The organism is Flavobacterium enshiense (assembly GCF_022836875.1).
Taxonomy (GTDB): Bacteria; Bacteroidota; Bacteroidia; order Flavobacteriales; family Flavobacteriaceae; genus Flavobacterium; species Flavobacterium enshiense_A.
Map to the genome: position 1 here is coordinate 1,165,607 of NZ_CP090376.1, position 19,518 is coordinate 1,185,124.

General features: G+C 38.2%; 19 protein-coding genes. 4 read left to right on the plus strand and 15 right to left on the minus strand.

The window, feature by feature from the left end; genetic code table 11:
- Nucleotides 1–10: 10 nt before the first annotated feature.
- Nucleotides 11–1,039 (minus strand): rod shape-determining protein, encoded by a 1,029-nt coding sequence (locus LZF87_RS05265; RefSeq protein ID WP_244342329.1) that lies wholly within the window; start codon nt 1,037–1,039, stop codon nt 11–13.
- 55 nt (nt 1,040–1,094) lie between these two features.
- On the minus strand, nt 1,095–2,621 hold the full coding sequence (gene purH, locus LZF87_RS05270) for a bifunctional phosphoribosylaminoimidazolecarboxamide formyltransferase/IMP cyclohydrolase (protein WP_244342330.1): 1,527 nt from the start codon (nt 2,619–2,621) through the stop codon (nt 1,095–1,097).
- 305 nt (nt 2,622–2,926) lie between these two features.
- Between purH and LZF87_RS05275 the strand changes: the two genes are divergently transcribed.
- Nucleotides 2,927–4,192, plus strand: a complete 1,266-nt coding sequence (locus LZF87_RS05275) for an ABC transporter permease (protein WP_244342331.1) — start codon at nt 2,927–2,929, stop codon at nt 4,190–4,192.
- Nucleotides 4,193–4,269: 77 nt separating this feature from the next.
- Here LZF87_RS05275 and LZF87_RS05280 read toward each other — a convergent pair whose 3' ends face one another.
- The 4 genes from LZF87_RS05280 to LZF87_RS05295 all read right to left on the minus strand — a co-directional run bounded on the left by LZF87_RS05280 (nt 4,270) and on the right by LZF87_RS05295 (nt 9,805).
- Nucleotides 4,270–5,064 (minus strand): hypothetical protein, encoded by a 795-nt coding sequence (locus LZF87_RS05280; protein WP_244342332.1) that lies wholly within the window; start codon nt 5,062–5,064, stop codon nt 4,270–4,272.
- A gap of 133 nt (nt 5,065–5,197) precedes the next feature.
- Nucleotides 5,198–6,052, minus strand: a complete 855-nt coding sequence (gene accD / locus LZF87_RS05285) for an acetyl-CoA carboxylase, carboxyltransferase subunit beta (RefSeq protein ID WP_244342333.1) — start codon at nt 6,050–6,052, stop codon at nt 5,198–5,200.
- Nucleotides 6,053–6,129: 77 nt separating this feature from the next.
- On the minus strand, nt 6,130–7,197 hold the full coding sequence (gene fbaA / locus LZF87_RS05290; RefSeq protein ID WP_244342335.1) for a class II fructose-bisphosphate aldolase: 1,068 nt from the start codon (nt 7,195–7,197) through the stop codon (nt 6,130–6,132).
- A 46-nt stretch (nt 7,198–7,243) separates the two neighbouring features.
- Nucleotides 7,244–9,805 (minus strand): BamA/TamA family outer membrane protein, encoded by a 2,562-nt coding sequence (locus LZF87_RS05295; protein WP_244342337.1) that lies wholly within the window; start codon nt 9,803–9,805, stop codon nt 7,244–7,246.
- 36 nt (nt 9,806–9,841) lie between these two features.
- Between LZF87_RS05295 and LZF87_RS05300 the strand changes: the two genes are divergently transcribed.
- Nucleotides 9,842–10,570 carry a TrmH family RNA methyltransferase gene (locus tag LZF87_RS05300; protein ID WP_244342350.1) on the plus strand — a complete coding sequence of 243 codons (729 nt, stop codon included), beginning with the start codon at nt 9,842–9,844 and terminating at the stop codon, nt 10,568–10,570.
- 18 nt (nt 10,571–10,588) lie between these two features.
- On the opposite strand, the gene LZF87_RS05305 is transcribed toward LZF87_RS05300, so the two are convergent.
- Together LZF87_RS05305 and ubiE are read right to left on the minus strand one after the other, a co-directional pair.
- A complete protein-coding gene (locus LZF87_RS05305) occupies nt 10,589–11,293 on the minus strand; it encodes a porin family protein (RefSeq protein WP_244342357.1) in 705 nt (234 codons plus the stop codon).
- A 1-nt stretch (nt 11,294) separates the two neighbouring features.
- A complete protein-coding gene (gene ubiE / locus LZF87_RS05310; RefSeq protein ID WP_244342360.1) occupies nt 11,295–12,026 on the minus strand; it encodes a bifunctional demethylmenaquinone methyltransferase/2-methoxy-6-polyprenyl-1,4-benzoquinol methylase UbiE in 732 nt (243 codons plus the stop codon).
- Nucleotides 12,027–12,246: 220 nt separating this feature from the next.
- Between ubiE and LZF87_RS05315 the strand changes: the two genes are divergently transcribed.
- Nucleotides 12,247–12,564: a hypothetical protein gene (locus LZF87_RS05315; protein ID WP_244342363.1), complete on the plus strand. Its 318-nt coding sequence runs from the start codon at nt 12,247–12,249 to the stop codon at nt 12,562–12,564.
- 73 nt (nt 12,565–12,637) lie between these two features.
- Here LZF87_RS05315 and LZF87_RS05320 read toward each other — a convergent pair whose 3' ends face one another.
- From LZF87_RS05320 to LZF87_RS05350, 7 genes are all read right to left on the minus strand, one after another.
- A complete protein-coding gene (locus LZF87_RS05320; protein ID WP_244342366.1) occupies nt 12,638–13,123 on the minus strand; it encodes a dihydrofolate reductase in 486 nt (161 codons plus the stop codon).
- A complete protein-coding gene (locus LZF87_RS05325) occupies nt 13,120–13,461 on the minus strand; it encodes a 2TM domain-containing protein (RefSeq protein ID WP_244342369.1) in 342 nt (113 codons plus the stop codon). Before LZF87_RS05325 ends, LZF87_RS05320 begins: the two co-directional genes overlap by 4 nt.
- Before the next feature lie 58 nt (nt 13,462–13,519).
- A complete protein-coding gene (locus LZF87_RS05330; RefSeq protein ID WP_244342372.1) occupies nt 13,520–14,467 on the minus strand; it encodes a hypothetical protein in 948 nt (315 codons plus the stop codon).
- Nucleotides 14,468–14,499: 32 nt separating this feature from the next.
- Entirely contained in the window at nt 14,500–15,324 is an 825-nt protein-coding gene (locus tag LZF87_RS05335; RefSeq protein WP_244342399.1) for a thymidylate synthase, read from the minus strand.
- Between the two features lie 69 nt (nt 15,325–15,393).
- Nucleotides 15,394–16,023, minus strand: a complete 630-nt coding sequence (locus LZF87_RS05340; protein WP_244342427.1) for a bifunctional nuclease family protein — start codon at nt 16,021–16,023, stop codon at nt 15,394–15,396.
- 270 nt (nt 16,024–16,293) lie between these two features.
- Nucleotides 16,294–17,262 carry an electron transfer flavoprotein subunit alpha/FixB family protein gene (locus LZF87_RS05345; protein WP_244342430.1) on the minus strand — a complete coding sequence of 323 codons (969 nt, stop codon included), beginning with the start codon at nt 17,260–17,262 and terminating at the stop codon, nt 16,294–16,296.
- A gap of 71 nt (nt 17,263–17,333) precedes the next feature.
- The gene (locus tag LZF87_RS05350) at nt 17,334–18,080 is read right to left on the minus strand and encodes an electron transfer flavoprotein subunit beta/FixA family protein (protein ID WP_244342457.1); all 747 of its coding nucleotides are present in this window, start codon (nt 18,078–18,080) and stop codon (nt 17,334–17,336) included.
- Nucleotides 18,081–18,419: 339 nt separating this feature from the next.
- Here LZF87_RS05350 and LZF87_RS05355 point away from each other — a divergent pair, with 339 nt between their 5' ends.
- The gene (locus LZF87_RS05355) at nt 18,420–19,397 is read left to right on the plus strand and encodes a pyruvate dehydrogenase complex E1 component subunit beta (RefSeq protein ID WP_244342473.1); all 978 of its coding nucleotides are present in this window, start codon (nt 18,420–18,422) and stop codon (nt 19,395–19,397) included.
- The last annotated feature ends 121 nt before the right edge of the window (nt 19,398–19,518 follow it).

Consider the following 19,518-nt stretch of genomic DNA (forward strand, 5'->3'; position numbering starts at 1 on the left):
TATTATTTCGTTATTTGATAAGAATACTTCTAAACTTTTGTAGGTTTTTCAATGCCATTCCGGTTCCTCGTACAACTGCTCTCAGTGGATCTTCAGCAATGTAAACCGGCAGGTCTGTTTTTTGTGAAATTCGCTTATCTAATCCTCGTAACATCGAACCTCCTCCTGCAAGGTAAATACCTGTGTTATAGATGTCTGCTGCTAATTCAGGTGGTGTCTGGGACAAGGTTTCCATAACTGCATCTTCAATACGCTGGATGGATTTGTCAAGCGCTTTGGCAATCTCGCGGTAGGATACGTTAACCTGTTTTGGCTTCCCTGTTAAAAGGTCACGTCCCTGTACTTCCATGTCGTCCGGTGGCGTCTCCAGATCCTCTGTTGCGGCTCCGATGGCAATTTTTATTTTTTCTGCAGTGGTTTCCCCGACAAAAAGGTTGTGCTGGGTTCTCATATAGTAGATGATATCGTTGGTGAAAACGTCACCGGCAATTTTAACCGATTTGTCACACACGATACCGCCTAAAGCGATAACCGCAATTTCTGTGGTTCCTCCACCTATATCCACAATCATGTTTCCTTTCGGCTGCATGATGTCAACCCCGATACCGATAGCCGCAGCCATCGGTTCGTGGATCAAGTATACTTCTTTTCCGTTTACACGCTCACACGATTCTTTTACCGCACGCATCTCCACTTCGGTAATCCCAGAAGGGATACAAACCACCATGCGGAGTGCCGGTGTAAACATTCTTTTCTTTAAGGCCGGAATACTTTTTATAAACATGCTGATCATTTTCTCCGACGCATCGAAGTCAGCAATAACCCCGTCTTTTAACGGACGGATGGTTTTGATATTCTCGTGAGTCTTACCTTGCATCATGTTTGCTTCCTTACCAACGGCAATGATTTTACCTGAGATACGGTCGCGGGCAACTATAGACGGGCTGTCGATAACAACCTTGTCGTTATGGATGATTAAGGTATTTGCGGTTCCAAGGTCGATTGCGATGTCCTCGGTCATGAAATCAAAAAATCCCATACTCAAAAGAGGGTTTAATTTATTTATAAATAATTAGCCTACAAAAATAATAAAATTAATGTTTAAAATGGCGAACTCCTGTAAATACCATTGAAACTTTGTTCTCGTTGCAATAGTTGATACTCAATTCGTCTTTTATGGAACCACCTGGTTGGATAACCGCAGTAATCCCCGCATTTTTTGCCAATTCCACACAATCTGGGAACGGGAAGAACGCATCGCTTGCCATCACGGCACCATTCAGATCAAATCCGAATGAGTTTGCTTTTTCAACAGCATGACGCAAAGCATCTACTCTTGAAGTCTGTCCTGTTCCAGAAGCCAATAACTGACCGTTTTTAGCAAAAACGATAGTGTTGGACTTCGTGTGCTTACAGATTTTAGAAGCGAAAAGTAAATCAGCCACTTCTTGTTCTGAAGGCGATGTTACTGTAACGACTTTCAAATGCTCTTTATTGTCTGTGATGTTGTCTTTATCCTGAATTAACAAACCGTTAAGACAAGTTCTCACTTGTTTTGTAGGTAATACTACTTCGTTTTGAATCAAAATGATTCTGTTTTTCTTTTCTTCTAAAACTGCAATTGCTTCAGCATCATAGCTTGGTGCAATTACTACTTCACAGAACAACCGGTTGATTTCATTGGCTGTAGCCAAATCAATATTTCCGTTTGCAATCAAAACACCTCCGAAAGCTGAAGTCGGGTCTCCCGCAAGAGCCTCCAAATATGCCTCTTTCATAGTGTTTCTTGTAGCTAAACCACAAGCGTTGTTGTGTTTTAAGATTGCAAATGTAGGGTTGTCGTTTTTGAATTCGCCCATTAAATTTACAGCTGCATCTACATCCAATAGATTGTTGTAAGATAGCTCTTTTCCGTGAACTTTGTTGAACATTTTTTCAAATTCTCCAAAGAAAAATCCCTTTTGATGTGGGTTTTCTCCGTAACGTAAGATTTGTCCGTCAGCAATACTTGCTTTATAGATAGTTTCGTCTGTATTAAAGTAGTTGAAAATAGCTCCGTCATAGTGAGAAGAAACATGGAATGCTTTAGTAGCCAGAAGTTTTCTTTCTTCAAGGGACGTTGTTCCGTTTCCTTTTGTGATCATGTCAAGGAATAAAGCGTATTCATTCACAGATGCCACGATAACGGTGTCTTTGAAGTTTTTAGCCGCTGCACGGATTAATGAAATTCCGCCGATATCGATTTTCTCGATGATGTCTGCTTCGCTTGCGCCCGATGCTACCGTTTTTTCGAACGGATATAAGTCCACAATTACTAAATCAATCTGAGGAATTTGGTATTCTTCCATCTGCGCCACATCACCTGCATGATCCTGACGGTTCAAGATTCCTCCAAAAATTTTCGGGTGTAATGTTTTAACTCGTCCGCCAAGGATTGAAGGATAAGAAGTTACATCTTCCACCGCCACAACCGGAATGCCGAAGCTTTTAATAAATTCTTCCGTTCCGCCGGTAGAATAAATCGTTACATTGTGCTCGTGTAATTTTTTTACGATTGGCTCTAAACCTTCTTTGTCGAAGACCGAAATTAACGCTGATTGAATAGTTTTTGCAGTGTTCATTGTGTCGTTATTTTTAAAGGTGCAAAAGTAGGTATTGTAACGTTAACATTAAAACATTATAACATAGTTTTTTGTATTTTTTTGAAGCGTCCCGATAGCTATCGGGAGGCAGGGTGCTTTTTTGTAAACCATATTCCTGCTGTCCGTTTTATTTTTATGACGCACAGGTTTTTAGTACCTGTGCGTCATAAAAGATGTCACTCCCATCAGGGCTAGGGAGGATTTGTCGTGTATTTCTGTAACATTTTTGGTTTTTTTTATACAAATCAGGTATCGCTTTTATGCAATTTCAAAATCACAGATTCATGAGTCATCACAACAATGCTGTTCTTTACGCCCGTCTTTTAAAAGAAAGTTTGAGTTTTGCACTTAACGCGCTTCGAAACAATAAGTTACGGACACTGCTTTCGTTGTTAGGGGTGACCATTGGGATTTTTTCCATTATCGCGGTACTGACCGCTGTTGACTCCATGGACCGAAAAATCAAAAGCGATTTGAGCGGACTGGACAAAAACACTATTTATCTATTCAAATATTCATTCGGACCAACCGATGTGCCGGATTGGAAAGTAGGGCAGTTCCCCAATGTTTCCTATGACGAATATTTATATTTAAGACGTTCGATGTCCAATTTGGATAAGAGTTGTTTCGCGTATTTCACCAAAAGGGAAAACATTAAATTCGAAAAACAAACCGCCAGCGATATTGAAATTGTTCCGTCAACAAACGAAATAGAAATTATCGATGATGTAAAAGTGGGTGAGGGAAGATTCTTCTCGGAAGCTGAATCCAATGCTGGCTTGGGTGTAATTGTCTTGGGTAGTGAAGTGGCGACAACGCTTTTTGGCGATATGAATCCTATCGGTAAATCGGTTCGTTTGTACGGCCAACGCTATAATGTAGTCGGGATTTTGAAAAAGCAAGGAGAATCCATTTTTGGAAGCAATGATACCAGAGCTTATATTCCGAGTAATAACTTCCGAAGAATTTTTGGCGACAATAACGACGCCTTAACTCCGGTTATCGAATTAAAACCGGAGAAAGGAACCGATATCGAAGAGTTTAAAGGAGAGTTAACTTATAAACTACGCAATTTCAGAGGCTTGAAAACCAGTGAGCCGGATAATTTCTTTATTAATATTCTTTCCGGATTTACAGAAATGATTGACAATATTGTCGGGCAAATGAATATGGTGGGTTGGATTATCAGTGGGTTCTCGTTATTGGTTGGTGGCTTCGGAATTGCAAACATCATGTTCGTTTCGGTGAAAGAACGTACCAATCTTATCGGAATCCAAAAAGCATTAGGTGCCAAAAACAGGTTTATCATGTTTCAGTTCTTGTTTGAGGCGATTATTCTGTCAGTAATTGGGGGGATCGTTGGAATGTTATTGGTTTGGGGTATAGCTGTAGGAATGTCCAAAATGCTGGATTTTGAATTTGTACTCGGTTTCTGGAATATATTTATCGGAACTTCCCTGGCGGCTTTTATCGGATTGGTTTCCGGAATCGTGCCTGCTATCGCGGCTTCTAAATTAGATCCGGTAGAGGCCATCCGAAGCGGGATGTAGTTTTACTACTCGCTCTCAAATGAAAATATTTTTCGTGCTAAGATTCTGTGAAAAATTAGATTCGCTTCGCAAGACGATTATTTTTTATTTTCCTCAAACATATATCTTAGGTTTACAAGCTTTTGTTGTGAGCTTTTTGTGGTGATGATTCCTCTTCTTGGTCGGTCTAAATCCAAAATAATGAAGATTGTCAGTGAAATCATTATGGAGAAGCCGCTGATGAGAACGTAGTTGATTTTCTTTTCATTGGAAAAGCCTATCATAAAACTGGAGGAAAGCAGCAGTATGAAGAGGAACCATATGATTGATTCCGGGACGGTTTCATTATTAGTGGCTTCGCGCGTAGTTACAATGTCAATCATACTGTTGAGTGCCGGCACCATTTGGTTGGAACGCACTAGGTTTTTGGGATCCTGAGCGGCTTCGCTTACGCGTTTCCAGATTCTTTGTTGAATTTCATCTGCTTGCTGAAGCGCTTGGGTTATTTTTTCACTGTTGATTCCGGCATCATAATAGTCTATTCTGCATTCGACATATTTTTGGAAGTCGGCCCGTAAAGGTTTACGGATGCTGTCAGGGTATAAATCGGCTCTTAATACAGCGGTCCCTATATCGTTGGCTTCTTCTATTAGGATTTGTCTTCGGTTGTCATATCTTGCAGAGGCCATGCTGAAGGTAAAGGAGAGCAATAATGCTAATAATCCCAAAAGAGATCCCAGAATGGTTCCCGAGTTCGTGTTGTCAATCAGTTTGTTTTCTGCAATTCTTTTTTGTTTTGCCTTATAGCCGAGCCAATGGATAAACAAAGAGGAACAAAAGAGTAGGATGATAATTATGAAAGTGGGGGTTCTGTAAAGAAGTGTTGTTTCCATAACTGATTACTTTACGTAAATTTAAGAAATACTTAAGTCTAACTGAAGAAAACAGTATGGTTATTTAAAGGGGGAACTGATTTGTATTGTCTATTAAATAAAAAATCCCGAGAACTTCTCGGGATTTTTGTTTTTATCGGATCGGTTGATTTTGAATCAGGTCGATGAACAAATTCAACTTGTCTTTCAATTCTTTTCTTGGGGTGATGAAATCTAGGAAACCATGCTCTAATACGAATTCAGAAGTTTGGAAACCTTCCGGTAAATCTTTTCCGGTGGTGTCTTTTACCACACGTGGTCCGGCAAATCCGATTAAAGCTCCTGGTTCAGCGATGTTGATATCCCCTAACATTGCATACGATGCAGTCGTCCCTCCAGTAGTAGGATCAGTACACAATGAAATGTATGGGATTTTTGCATCAGCTAACTGAGCCAATTTTGCAGATGTTTTTGCTAACTGCATTAGTGAGTAAGCGGCTTCCATCATACGTGCCCCTCCTGATTTTGAAATCATAAGGAATGGGATTTTATTTTTGATAGAGTAATCAATTCCACGAGCGATTTTCTCTCCTACAACAGCTCCCATAGAACCTCCAATGAAAGCAAAATCCATGCAGCAAACTACAAGGTCTTTTCCTTTTGATTTGCCAACTCCTGTACGAACCGCGTCTTTCAGTTTGGTTTTGTCCATCGCGTCTTTCAAACGCTCGCTGTATTTCTTTGAATCAATGAAGCCTAAAGTGTCTTTAGAAGTCATGTTAGCATCCAACTCTTTGAATTCGTTGTTGTCAAACAAGATTTCGAAATATTCTTTACTTCCGATACGAACGTGGAATCCGTCTTCCGGACTTACCCAAAGATTTCTGGCTAATTCATCTGCATCAACGATTTTTCCTGTTGGCGATTTATACCAAAGTCCTTTAGGAACATCTTTTTTATCTTCTGTTGCGGTTTGTATCCCTTTTTCTGTTCTTTTAAACCAGGCCATAATTTTAAAGTTATGTGTTTAAAGTTATAAGTTATGAGTTATAAGTCTGATCCTATAATTCATTAATCATAACATAATTAAAGTGTATTAACGTTATTTAAATCGGCGAAAGCCTGCTCTAATCGTTTGTTGAATGTCATTTCTCCATCACGCATCCATTTTCTTGGGTCGTAGTGTTTTTTATTTGGAGAATCTGGTCCCTCTGGGCTTCCGATTTGTGTTTTCAAATAGTCGATTTTATCAGTGATATAATCACGAACTCCTTCTGTGAAGGCAAATTGTAAATCGGTATCGATATTCATTTTGATTACTCCATAAGAGATTGCTTCTCTGATTTCTTCCAAAGAAGAACCTGAACCTCCGTGGAATACAAAATCAACCGGGTTGTTTCCAGTGTTGAATTTTTGTTGTACGAATTCCTGAGAGTTTTTAAGGATTTTCGGAGTCAGTACCACGTTCCCCGGTTTGTATACACCGTGTACGTTTCCGAAAGCCGCTGCGATAGTGAAACGCGGACTGATTTTCATCAATTCCTCATAAGCATAAGCTACTTCTTCCGGTTGAGTATATAATTTAGAACTGTCTACGTGAGTGTTGTCAACACCGTCTTCTTCACCACCAGTAATTCCTAATTCGATTTCCAAAGTCATACCCATTTTACTCATACGCTTCAGGTATTCTTTGCAAAGCTCGATGTTTTCTGTGATTGGCTCCTCAGACAAGTCAATCATGTGTGAACTGTATAAAGGTTTTCCGGTTTCTGCGAAGTGTTTCTCACTAGCATCCAATAAACCGTCAATCCAAGGTAATAATTTTTTAGCGCAATGGTCTGTGTGAAGAATTACAGTAGCTCCATAAGCTTCAGCTAATGTATGGATGTGTTTAGCACCAGCAATTCCTCCTAAAATAGCCGCTTTTTCATTTTCGTTCGACAGGCCTTTTCCAGCATTGAAAAGACAACCTCCATTTGAAAATTGAATGATTACAGGAGCATTTAACTTCGCTGCTGTTTCCATAACACCATTTACAGTACTGGAACCGGTAACGTTAACAGCCGGCAAAGCAAATCCTTTTTCCTTTGCATAATTAAAGATTTCCTGAACCTGATCTCCGGTAGCTACTCCGGGCTTAATATTGTGAGCCATTGTGTTGTAATTTTATTTTAGGTGACAAAAATAATAATTTCTATACTTAGAACGGATAATTAATTCCAATATTTACAACCGACTTGTCAAAACGCACGTCTTTAAACCAACGTTCGCTTTGTGGTTTAGCAGGATTGTAGGTCTTAAATCCTAAATCCAAACGGCCGATGAAGAAGTTGAAATCATATCGGATTCCCAGTCCGGTCCCCAAAGCAACGTCTTTTAAAGATTCCCATCCGTTAAAGGTGTATCGTTTGTCTTCTACGTTGTCCCAGATGTTCCAGATGTTCCCTGCATCGGCAAATAAAGCGGCATTCCATTTTCCGAAAAGATTAAAACGGTATTCGGCACTGAAGGCCAATTTCATGTTTGCTTCATTAAAGTCGTTGATACCACCACTGGTACCCGGACCCAAGCCATATGATTCCCACGCTCTGTTGTCGTTGGATCCTCCTCCGTAGTAACTTCGTGAAAACGGAACGTTGTCGGCATTTCCGTAAGGGATGGCAATTCCGAAGAAACCTCTCATGGCGTAAACGGCTCTTCTTCCCAAGTCCCAATGTTTTATAAAATCGAATTCGGTTTTTACGTATTGTGAGAACTCTACATCCAAAAAGGTCTTTTTACCATTTGGGCCTAGTTTTTCCGGGCCGATATTGGATGCCAAATTCAAAAAGGCTCCGGCAGATTCAATTTTTGTTTTGAAAATGTTGAACGAATTGTCCAAAAGATCGGTTTTTGACGATTTTGTATAGGTGAAATTGGTGGCAAATATTAAGTTGTTCTCCGTTAATCGGTTTTGTCTTTCATCGATGCTTCGGATGTCTTGGTATGCTTCGTCTTCTGGAGACAAAACAGTTTGTCCTGTCAAAACATCGTTGATGAAATTATCCGCTCCACCATCTTCGATAGTAAGGTCGCCGTTTGGATCTACGTTATCCGGATTAGTGTTATAGACCTGCGCATAATCATTCAGAGTTTCATAGGAAGATTCATAAACGTTAAAGTAATTTTGCGGGTTCAGGTTTCTTACAAACTGGATGTTGAGCAGGTCAAGTCGGGCCGTATTTGTTCTTTTGGGAAACCAGTTGTATGTTGCTATTCCCGAGAAATTCTCTTTGTCCAAACCGATGTTTCTTTGTCGGGAAAAACCAATAGTCGCTACTGTAGATGGAAACATGGATCTCGGTATTATTTTTTCGGTTTTTATTGGTGCCAAAATCCTTGGGATAGTCAGTTTTACATCGGCACCATATTCGGAGATATTAAAAAATACGCCTTTTGGGTTGGCCATGTCTTTTGAAGAGCCGATGCTTCCTCGTGTGGAGATGTCCAAAATTTCGGCTCCCCTGAAAATATTTCGCCAGGTCAGTGTCATATTACCAGAGATTCCGAAATCCTGGATGTTGGAATGCATGAAATCCAGGGCGGGAATCCAACTGTATTTTTTTCTCGGACTCAGGACAATGTTGGTTATTAGTGAAGTCCCGGTAGAATCTTTTGGATCTTCTATAAATTCGATTGAAGGATAATTGAATATGCGCAGGTTATTTAGCGAACGGGATGTCAATGTTCTTTTTGTGTCGCTGAACACGCTTCCTTTGGTGATGAATATTGCATCAGTGATGGCTTTGGGGCGATAAGCTAATTTATCGGAACTGTATAGGTTTATGTCTTTATAGGTAACGCTGTCAGCGACTTTCAATTTGTCTTTACCCACATGGGTATCGGTAAATACATTTACTTCGCTTATTTTGTACAGTTTAAAGGGAATTTTTATTAGCGAATCTCCAGTTTTGATTGTCTGGTTTTCAACAATAACTTCTACATTGGCTTTATACCCTGTTTTAATAGTGTCAACGTTGTAAGAGATGTTTGTCTCCTGAAATTTATAAGCGCCATTGTCTCTGAAATAAGTCGAAATTCGCTTTCTTTCGACTATAAAATCATTAGCGTCATATTGTTTTCCCGTTTTGATCAGGGATGTACTTTTTATTTTTTGATACAGAGAATCGAGATCAGGACTTTCAACCACAGCAGAAATACTGTCAACTTTATAAGGTTGTCCCGTTGCAATATGATATTTTATTTGTCCGCGTTTATTCTTTTTTAAAGTGTCAATTTTATAATCGACTTTGGTTTTGAAATAGCCTTTGTTGATATAATAATTTAGAAACCGATTAGTGGTTTTTTGTGCTTTTTTATCGTCTATTATTACTGGAGCTTCTCCGCTTTTTTTAAGGAAGTTGCTTAAACCGGAAACCAAAAATGATTGGCCAAGACGATCAACTTGTTTTTCAGAGAGTATAGCTGCCAGGGTTTTGTGACGACTTGGTTTTCTTTCCAGCCAAACATGATAAGAAGAATCTGCATTTTTTTTAGCCAGATTGTACATGTGCAAACGCAGCGGGAATCCCAATAAAGAACTGTTAGGCTTTTGCTGTTGCTGGTTGACTACAATTTCTTCGTTTGTTTTTTTGTCATTGACCACAATATTGCTCTTGGTTAAAAGGAGCTTGCCTTCCGGGACCCTTTTAACAAGGGAACAAGAGTATATAATTGCACCTAATACAAATAATAGTGCTATTTTTGGAAAATTCTTTTTCAAGTCAATAACAAAAAGTCGGTCAAAAATACGTTTTTTATGCTTAGTAAAAACCAAATAAAGCTAATAACAAGTTTACAGCAAAAAAAATACCGAAAACAGCATCAGTTGTTTTTTGCTGAGGGAGTAAAGGTAATACAGGAATTGTTGAATTCCAATTTTGAGCTGGAGCATATTTTTAGCACAACTGAGCTTTTTCATGACATTCCGAAAAACAAATTTTCGATAATTTCTGAATTGGAATTAAAAAAAATATCGGTGCTGACTACACCTAATACCTGTCTGGCGTTATTTAAGATCCCTGAAGAACTGCCTATTACAGATAAAGGTTTGGTAGTGGCTCTTGATGATATCCGTGATCCCGGAAATTTGGGAACCATCGTGCGTTTATGTGATTGGTTTGGAGTGAAACAAATTGTGTGTTCGGCTGAAACGGCAGATATTTACAACCCGAAAGTTGTTCAGGCTACTATGGGCTCTTTAACGCGTGTTAATGTTGTTTATACTAACCTTGAAACATTTTTGACTGAAACTAAATTCCCTGTTTTTGGGACTTATATGGATGGGGATTCGATTTATGAAACGAAACTTCCCGGTGAAGGAATTCTTGTTATGGGTAATGAGGCTAATGGGATTTCTCCGGCGATAGAAAAATTAACTGGGAACAGGATTTCCATACCACGTTTTGGCGACTTGCAGCAAACCGAAAGTCTGAATGTAGCAACCGCTACGGCAATTATTCTGAGCGAGTTTAAACGACTTAGTTAAAACGGTTGTTGGGTTGTTTTAGTGGAAAGCAAAATTGATGAAAATACCTCTGGTTTTCATCGATTCAACATTTCCGGTCCATGGGCTATCCGGATTATTGTCGCGGATAAGTTCGTCGTCAAGACCAAAAACCCCTCTGATGGAAGGTGAAAATTTGAAGTATTCGAAATAGAGATCGATACCAAATCCGAGTTCGTAATTGGAAGTCATTTTTTCCATTCTGAATTTATCGTTGTAATTGTCGTCTTTGGATTCGGAGTTACTTCCTAAATTCATCGATTTTGAAAAACCACCAATAAGGTAGGGGCGGAAGTTTCCAATTCTTTTGGACGAGAATTTTAATAATAGTGGGAAATTGATGTAGGTTGATTTAACCTCCCTTAGTCTGTCAAAAGAATCTTCAATGTTAGGATAGGTCAAATTACGCTGTGTATAAGATAGGCCCGGTTCGAACCGCAAATCCAGGTACTCCATAAGGCGAAGGTTTCCGATCAAGCCTACATTGAAGCCTGTTGTGGATTGCACTTCTATGTCTTTGTCTGGTTCTATATAATCAAATTTGAAATCATATGAATTGAATCCTAAATAATACCCCCAGTGAACACGTTGCTTGTCGAAATTTTCAAGATTGATGATGGGGTTTTTACCAAACATACCTATCCCTTTCTGGGCAAAACTTTTTCCAGAAACAATAAGTATAAGTAAAACAAATAATTTTTTCATATTATTTTTTTGAAGCCGAATAAATGGTTGCTACTCCAAAAGTTTGAGGCATGTCTTTAACATCTATAAACCCAACTTTTCGCAAAATATTGTTCAAGGCTTCTCCATAAGGGAAATGTGATGCCGATTCAGACAAGTAAGAATAGGCTACTTTGTCTTTTGAAAACAGTCTGCCGATAAGCGGAAGTATGTTTTTGGTATAGAAATTATATCCTTGTTTGAAAGGGAATTTAGTAGGTACAGATGTTTCGAGAATTACAAAACGGCCGTTTGGTTTCAGTACGCGAAGTATTTCGGACAGTCCTAATTCTAAATCTTCAAAATTACGAACACCAAAAGCTACAGTTATAGCGTCAAAATAATTGTCTTCGAAAGGGATTTTCTCGGAATCACCCAAAACCATTTCGATTTTGTCATTCAGCTGTTTTTGGGCTACTTTTTGCTTTCCGATTTCCAGCATTCCGGCGGAAATATCCAGACCGATTATCTTTTCGGCATTGGTATTGGCCATAAGGATTGCTAAGTCTCCGGTTCCGGTTGCAATATCCAGAATATTATTCGGATTTTTTTCAGTAATAAGCTTTAAAACATTCTTTCTCCACTTAACATCAATCCCAAAAGAAATTACCCGGTTAAGGCTGTCATAATTGCCTGAAATAGTATCAAACATTTTAGTAACCTGTTCTTTTTTACCTAGATTGGATGTCTTGTATGGAGTGATGTTGTCGTTCATCGATTAAAAATATTTGTACAAAGATAATACAAACTTTAACATATTCAATCTAATGAAATAATTGTAATTTTAAGACATAAAGAAAGACGAAGTTCTTTTACATAATGGAAGAAAAGCTAAGATATCACCAAAATTAGTGATATGAAAAATACACTTTTTTAGTGATTGTTTGGTGTTATAATTCGTTGCAATTTTACAGTCATTATACAAACGGGCTGATATGTTGTCTAAGCTGATGTCATCGGAAATTAAATGGGTATTACTGGCACTTGTAATCTCATTGGTTCTTGTGGAAAGCGTCAACAGTGGTGTTTTTTTTGACACTGCTGGTTCAGGGGTGCCGCAAACGTTCTTTGGGTTAAATTTGTTTTTGGAAATTTTAGTTTTTTTTGTCTTTAGTACTTTTGTGGTATTTGGTATTAGAGGCTTTTTTGAGATGTATTCTCAGAAATTCGCCAATGTTATATTATTCATAACAGGTTTATTGTTAACAGTGGTGATTTTTATTTTATGTTATCAGGTGCTTTCACTTGAATAATCCGAACGTTAGAATAGATACATTTTAGTTTGTTAGTTTGAACATCCCGATAATTTTTTATCGGGATGTTTTTTTATGCCCGTATATAAGTTTGGTATGAAAAATCAAAAGCGTGTTTTTCGTCTTTCGGATGGAATTCTTCAAATATCAATTTCCATTCGTTTTGATTGATTTCCGGAAAAAAAGCATCGGCTTCCGGAGCAGCAAAAACGCGGGTAAGTTCAATTTTATCGGCAATTTTTATTGATTGACTGTAGATTTCCCCTCCGCCTATGATGAAAAAATCTTCTTCTTTCGGACAAATGTTTATGGCTTCCTTTAAAGAACCAACCACAAGGCAGCCTTCAGGAGCTTCATAGTTTTCCTGTCTTGTAATAATTACATGGGTTCGATTGGGTAACGGCTTTGGAAAGCTTTCAAACGTTTTTCTTCCCATAATGATGTGATGGCCGGTAGTGATTTGCTTGAATCGTTTGAAGTCGTCGGGAAGGTGCCAGATCAAATCGTTATCTTTTCCTAATGCGTTATTTTCTGCAGCTGCAGCAACTATAGTAATCATTGTTGTGAAATGTTGTTTTTTGAATTAAAATCTCTTTCGATTTGTTCCAGTTTTCGTTTCTGTTTCATGATTAATTTGTCAATTTGGGCGCGTTCCCATTTTTTGTTCATGAAACTGTCGGTTATAAATACCCTTATGAAATGCAGTGTGAAAATAAATCCCCAAAAGGCTATACCCCATTGATACCAATTGATTTCGGGTTTGACATCGAGTAATTTGTTGGCGACAATCATGAAAATGCTCCCCACGAAAAACAAAACAAAGTGAAAGTAAAGTCTCTTTTTTTGTTTTAAGCGTAAACGGGCATATTCGTACAATTCGTGTTGGTCGATTTCCATAAATAGATTTTACGGAATTAAAGTTAAGACTTTTGCTTCAATCTATCCTCTGGTAGATCTAATTTATCTTTATTGTAATAGGGAGGGTGAACTGTGAACGAAATATTTTGCCTCTGTGAACTGCCGGAATCCAGTTCTTCATTTTATAAAGTGTTTTTTTTGCAGATTTTTCAATCTCCGCATTGTCACTCCGTAAAGTTGTTATTTCGTTGATACTGCCGTCTTTTTCAATAACAAATCCAAATAGGACTCTTATTTCTTTGATGCCGCTTCTAATTTCAGGAGCGTCAAAGTGAGACACGAATGTTCTGTAGAAATGCTGGATGCCTTCTACAGGTGCTGCCTGGGATTGGATTTTTGTGTAAGCATAAGTGCTATTCATCGAATCTACAGAGGTCCCATCGACTAATTGACCCTTTTTGTAATATTCTTTAAAAGCAAGGTTGCCAATTTTTGAAGTACCTTCCCACAACCCGTTTTTATATCCGTTCAGGATTTCCCCTTTTGCACTTTCCAGATCGGAAACCTCATTATAAGTTCCGTTTCCGTTAAAAACTTTTTGTGTACCGTTTTCTTCCCAATAGTTTTTTATTAGTAATACGGATGTTTTTCTTCCGTCCTCATCCTCAAAAATCAAATACTCGCCATCTGTCTTTTTGTTCCCGTTTTCATGCCAAAGAAAAAAATCGCCGTAAGGTAATCCTTTATCATACATAGTGCGCGATTGTAAGTTTCCGGATTCATAATAGCTGTTAAGTATTCCTTCTTTGGTTCTGGATAATTTGTTGTTGAGTATGCCTTCCGATTTTAATTTGCCTGATTTGTAATATTCACTAACGTTGTACTGTTTTTTTTCTTTATGAAAATCTTTAATTACCAGATATGTTGTGTGATTGACATATTGTGTTTCACCTCCTATGGAGTCTAAATAAAAGGTTTTGTCTTGCTGGGCATAAAAAATAGTTGAAAAAAGGCATAGAAAAACCGACAATAAAAAATGTTTCATTGTAGTGAAATGTGTTGATGTGTGTTTGTTAATTAAATGGCGACCTGTCCTTTAATGTGAGGATGTGCATCGTAATCTACCAAAGTAAAATCTTCAAACTTAAAATCGAAGATATTTTTCACATTTGGATTTAAGACCATTTTTGGGAGTGGTTTCGGTTCGCGGGAAAGCTGTAATTCCAACTGTTCGATGTGGTTGTTGTAAATGTGGGCATCGCCAAAGGTGTGAATGAATTCTCCTGGTTGTAAATCGCAAACCTGAGCTACCATCATAGTGAATAGGGCATAAGACGCAATATTGAACGGAACGCCTAGGAAAATATCGGCACTTCTTTGGTATAACTGACAGGATAATTTTCCATCGGCTACGTAGAATTGGAAAAAGGCATGGCAAGGAGGTAAGGCTGCTTTGCCATTGGCCACATTTTCGGAAAATGATTTTTTATCATCCGGTAAAACGGAAGGGTTCCATGCGGAAACCAGCATTCGCCTGCTGTTCGGATTTTTTTTCAGGGTGTCGATAAGCTCCTGGATTTGGTCGATTTCCTCACTGTCCCAGTTGCGCCATTGGTGACCATACACTGGACCCAAATCGCCGTTTTCGTCTGCCCATTCATCCCAAATACGTACGCCGTTTTCTTTTAAATAGGCAATATTGGTTTCGCCTTTTAAAAACCAAAGCAATTCATGAATAATAGATTTCAGGTGCAGTTTTTTGGTGGTTACCATCGGGAAACCTTCGCTTAAGTCAAAACGCATCTGGTAACCAAAAACACTTTTCGTTCCGGTCCCTGTTCTGTCCCCTTTTTGATTTCCGGTTTCTAAAACGTGCTTAACTAAATCTAAATATTGTTTCATTTTTTATTGCTTTAGGCTTTAAGCTCTAAGCGTTTGTTTGTTAGTGTAATGCTGAGGTTTGCTGTGAAATTAGGATTCCCTTTTCGAAATTTCGTCACGTATTTTAGCAGCTTTTTCATAATCTTCATTCTGAACTGTTCCTTCAAGAAGTTCGTAAAGTTCGGCTAAAGAATATTGGGAATAGGATTCGCCTGTTACGGATTCTTCTCCTACCAATCCGAAGGTTTCAGGGTTCTCCAGCGGATCATCGCTTTCTTCGGATGATTTGCTTTCTTCTGGCGGATTTATTTTCAGATAGATTCCTGCTTTGTCCAAAATGTTTTTGTAGGTAAAAATAGGAGCGTTGAAACGTAAGGCCAAGGCAATAGCGTCCGATGTTCTGGCATCGATGATCTCTTCAATACGGTCTCTTTCACAGATGATGCTGGAGAAGAAAACGCCGTCAACTAATTTGTGAATGATAACCTGTTTAACCACAATATCAAAACGATCAGCAAAGTTTTTAAATAAATCGTGAGTTAAAGGTCTTGGGGGACGAATTTCTTTTTCCAAAGCGATAGCGATGGACTGGGCTTCGAACGCACCGATAACAATAGGTAATTTTCTCTCACCATCCACCTCATTTAAAATTAGTGCATAAGCGCCATTTTGAGTCTGGCTGTATGAAATCCCCTTTATAGTTAGTTTTACTAAGCTCATATTTTTAGCCACTAAGGCCTTTGAGGCACAAAGTTTTTTGTTTGTTAATAGCTATTGGATATACTAATTTACGTCAATTATATTAATAAATTATAAAAATATAATAGAATTGTGCTCTTCTTCCGATTGAATCGCTATATCTGTACTGAAAGTAAGAAATAAGTATCAAATAAGAAAAGCTGACTGCAAAGTAACGAAAAAGTTTTGCTTCGGAAAATAAAAAAACCATCTAAAAAAGATGGTTTTTTCTATTAGAATATGAGCGGAATTTTAGTGTTGCGCCGCTTTGAAAGCTTTTAATTTTTCGATTAATTGAGGAACTACCTGGAAAGCATCTCCAACTACACCGTAATCAGCCACTTTAAAGAAAGGAGCTTCCGGATCTGTGTTGATGGCTACTTTTACTTTAGAGGAGTTGATTCCTGCAATATGTTGGATAGCTCCTGAAATACCTACAGCAATGTATAAGTTAGCTGCTACCGGTTTTCCGGTTTGTCCAACGTGTTCACTGTGAGATCTCCAGCCTAAATCAGAAACTGGTTTTGAACAAGCTGTTGCCGCTCCAAGAACTGAAGCTAATTCTTCAATCATACCCCAGTTTTCTGGGCCTTTCATTCCACGACCTGCAGAAACCACGATTTCAGCATCAGCAATAGTTACTTTTCCTGTTACTTTTTCTACTGATTCGATTTTTACCGAGAAGTCAGCATCGTTTAATGATGGAGCAAAATCTTCTTCAGTTAATGATGAAGTCGATTCTTTGATTCCGTATGAGTTTTTAGCGATTCCCAATACTTTAACATCAGTAGTGATTTCAGTGATGTTGAAAGCTTTGTTTGAAAATGCGTTTCTTTTTACTGCAAAAGGCGAAGTGCTTTCCGGTAATGCTACTACGTTAGAAGCATAACCAGCGTTTAAACCTACTGCTACAAGCGGAGCTAAGTATAAAGAATCGGTTGTAGAAGATAAAACCACGACTTTCGTTCCTTCTTTCTGGGCAGCCTGTTTGATAACATCAGCGTAAGCTTTTGCATTGAAAGAAGCCAATTTGTCGTTAGATACTTTTAATACTTTGTCTACTCCGTATTTTGATAATTCAGAAACATCACCTGTATTTACAGTCACAGCCGTAACAGTTGTTCCCATCATTTCTGCAACTTTCTTAGCATAAGAAGCCAATTCGAAAGCTACTTTTTTAAATTTTCCTTCTGCTGATTCAGCGTATATTAAAATTGACATATTTTCAGTATTTAAAAATTGAAAGATTTAAAGAATCAAAAATTTCGTAATTCGTAATTTTTAACTCGTAATTAAATTACTTTCGCTTCGTTATGTAATAAGTTGATTAATTCGTCTAGGTTGTCCGGGCTAACCAATTTTACTGCTGTTTTTGCAGCTGGTTTTTCGAATTTTACTGCTTTGGTAGCGTTGTCTGCTCCAACCGGTTCCAAAATAGTTAATGCTTTTGTTCTCGCGGTCATGATACCTCTCATGTTCGGGATACGCAAATCTTTTTCTTCTACCAAACCTTTCTGACCACCGATTACCAATGGTAAGTTAGCTGAAATGGTTTCTTTACCACCGTCGATTTCTCTAACAGCTTTAGCAGTTGTTCCGTTGATGTCTAAACCGATACAAGAGTTTACGAAATCGTTTCCTGTTAAGGCAGCTAGCATTCCCGGAACCATTCCTCCGTTATAATCCAACGATTCTTTACCGGCAATTACTAAATCATAACCTCCGTTTTTTACTACTTCAGCAAGCTGTTTTGCAACGAAGAAACCATCAGTAGGATTAGCGTTTACACGAATTGCTTCGTCAGCTCCTATAGCTAATGCTTTTCTTAAAGTAGCTTCTGCATCAGTACCTCCAACGTTCACAACGGTTACGTTAGCACCTTGTTGTTCTTTGAACCAGATGGCTCTTGTTAAACCGAATTCGTCATTAGGGTTGATTACAAACTGAACACCGTTAGTATCAAATTCGGAATCTCCATTAATGAAGTTAATTTTTGAAGTAGTATCAGGTACATGGCTGATGCAAACTAATATTTTCATTTTTATAAAGTGTAAAGTTGATATTTCAATTTCAAGGGACGAATTTAAGTAAATATTTCAAATAAAATAGTATGCGTGCATATTAATTGTGAATTTGTTAGTGATTTGAAAAATTATTCCTATTAAACGCAAAAAGAGAAGGTGATCTGGAGTTTTGGTTGCGAAGTTTTTATCAGAGCTTTTTAGGGAAGCGTTCATGAAAGCCGATTTTTAGATGTTTTGATGTCTTTTAAAAATATTTTTTTTGAATTAATTCACCTTAATATTATATATCGTAACCGATAAGTAACATAAAATTTTTATTTTTGCTCTTCAATTTTACAGAGATACATAGAACTTATGAGAACGATACAATTTAGAGAAGCGGTTTGTGAGGCGATGAGCGAAGAGATGCGTCGTGACGAATCGGTATATTTAATGGGTGAAGAAGTAGCGGAATATAATGGTGCCTACAAAGCATCAAAAGGAATGCTGGATGAATTTGGACCAAAAAGGGTTATCGATACACCGATTGCCGAATTAGGTTTCGCAGGAATCGCAGTAGGTTCTGCAATGAATGGTTGCCGTCCGATTGTGGAATTTATGACTTTCAACTTCTCGTTGGTAGGTATTGACCAGATTATCAATAATGCAGCAAAAATGCGTCAGATGTCGGCCGGACAATTTCCAATGCCGATGGTATTCCGTGGACCTACAGCTTCGGCGGGTCAGTTAGGGGCTACGCACTCTCAGGCTTTCGAGAACTGGTTTGCCAATACCCCTGGCTTAAAAGTAGTAGTTCCTTCAAATGTATATGATGCTAAAGGATTGTTGAAATCGGCTATACGCGATAACGATCCGGTAATTTTCATGGAATCAGAGCAAATGTATGGTGATAAAGGAGAAGTGCCTGAAGGAGACTACACGATTCCTCTTGGTGTTGCCGATGTTAAAAGAGAAGGAACCGATGTAACGATTGTGTCCTTCGGAAAAATCATCAAAGAAGCTTTTATCGCTGCAGATGAATTGGCAAAAGAAGGTATCTCTTGTGAAATCGTCGATTTGAGAACGGTTCGTCCGATGGATTACGATTGTATCATCAACTCGGTGAAAAAAACAAACCGTTTGGTAGTGTTGGAAGAGGCTTGGCCGTTTGCGTCGGTAGCTTCTGAAATTACCTATATGGTTCAGGAAAAAGCTTTCGATTATTTGGACGCTCCAGTACAAAGAATTACAACAGCAGATACACCAGCTCCTTATTCACCAACTTTATTGAAAGAGTGGTTGCCTAATGCAAACGACGTGGTTAAGGCGGTTAGAAAAGTAATGTATAAATAGATTGTAAGATTTTTTAGAATATTAGATTTTTTGAATTGTTGAAGGATAAATCATCTAAAAATCTAAATAGTCCAAAAATCTAAAAATCTAATTAGTATATTTGAAACTTCATCAGCAATTG

Bases quoted from the DNA above. Each gene is read 5' to 3' on its own strand.
- LZF87_RS05345 (WP_244342430.1), bottom strand. From the start codon at position 17,262: ATGTCAATTTTAATATACGCTGAATCAGCAGAAGGAAAATTTAAAAAA.
- LZF87_RS05340 (WP_244342427.1), bottom strand. From the start codon at position 16,023: ATGAGCTTAGTAAAACTAACTATAAAGGGGATTTCATACAGCCAGACT.
- LZF87_RS05355 (WP_244342473.1), top strand. From the start codon at position 18,420: ATGAGAACGATACAATTTAGAGAAGCGGTTTGTGAGGCGATGAGCGAA.
- ubiE (WP_244342360.1), bottom strand. From the start codon at position 12,026: ATGAACGACAACATCACTCCATACAAGACATCCAATCTAGGTAAAAAA.
- purH (WP_244342330.1), bottom strand. From the start codon at position 2,621: ATGAACACTGCAAAAACTATTCAATCAGCGTTAATTTCGGTCTTCGAC.
- LZF87_RS05315 (WP_244342363.1), top strand. From the start codon at position 12,247: ATGTTGTCTAAGCTGATGTCATCGGAAATTAAATGGGTATTACTGGCA.
- accD (WP_244342333.1), bottom strand. From the start codon at position 6,052: ATGGCCTGGTTTAAAAGAACAGAAAAAGGGATACAAACCGCAACAGAA.
- LZF87_RS05330 (WP_244342372.1), bottom strand. From the start codon at position 14,467: ATGAAACATTTTTTATTGTCGGTTTTTCTATGCCTTTTTTCAACTATT.
- LZF87_RS05280 (WP_244342332.1), bottom strand. From the start codon at position 5,064: ATGGAAACAACACTTCTTTACAGAACCCCCACTTTCATAATTATCATC.
- LZF87_RS05335 (WP_244342399.1), bottom strand. From the start codon at position 15,324: ATGAAACAATATTTAGATTTAGTTAAGCACGTTTTAGAAACCGGAAAT.
- LZF87_RS05325 (WP_244342369.1), bottom strand. From the start codon at position 13,461: ATGGAAATCGACCAACACGAATTGTACGAATATGCCCGTTTACGCTTA.
- LZF87_RS05350 (WP_244342457.1), bottom strand. From the start codon at position 18,080: ATGAAAATATTAGTTTGCATCAGCCATGTACCTGATACTACTTCAAAA.
- LZF87_RS05320 (WP_244342366.1), bottom strand. From the start codon at position 13,123: ATGATTACTATAGTTGCTGCAGCTGCAGAAAATAACGCATTAGGAAAA.
- fbaA (WP_244342335.1), bottom strand. From the start codon at position 7,197: ATGGCTCACAATATTAAGCCCGGAGTAGCTACCGGAGATCAGGTTCAG.
- LZF87_RS05265 (WP_244342329.1), bottom strand. From the start codon at position 1,039: ATGGGATTTTTTGATTTCATGACCGAGGACATCGCAATCGACCTTGGA.
- LZF87_RS05300 (WP_244342350.1), top strand. From the start codon at position 9,842: ATGCTTAGTAAAAACCAAATAAAGCTAATAACAAGTTTACAGCAAAAA.
- LZF87_RS05305 (WP_244342357.1), bottom strand. From the start codon at position 11,293: ATGAAAAAATTATTTGTTTTACTTATACTTATTGTTTCTGGAAAAAGT.
- LZF87_RS05275 (WP_244342331.1), top strand. From the start codon at position 2,927: ATGAGTCATCACAACAATGCTGTTCTTTACGCCCGTCTTTTAAAAGAA.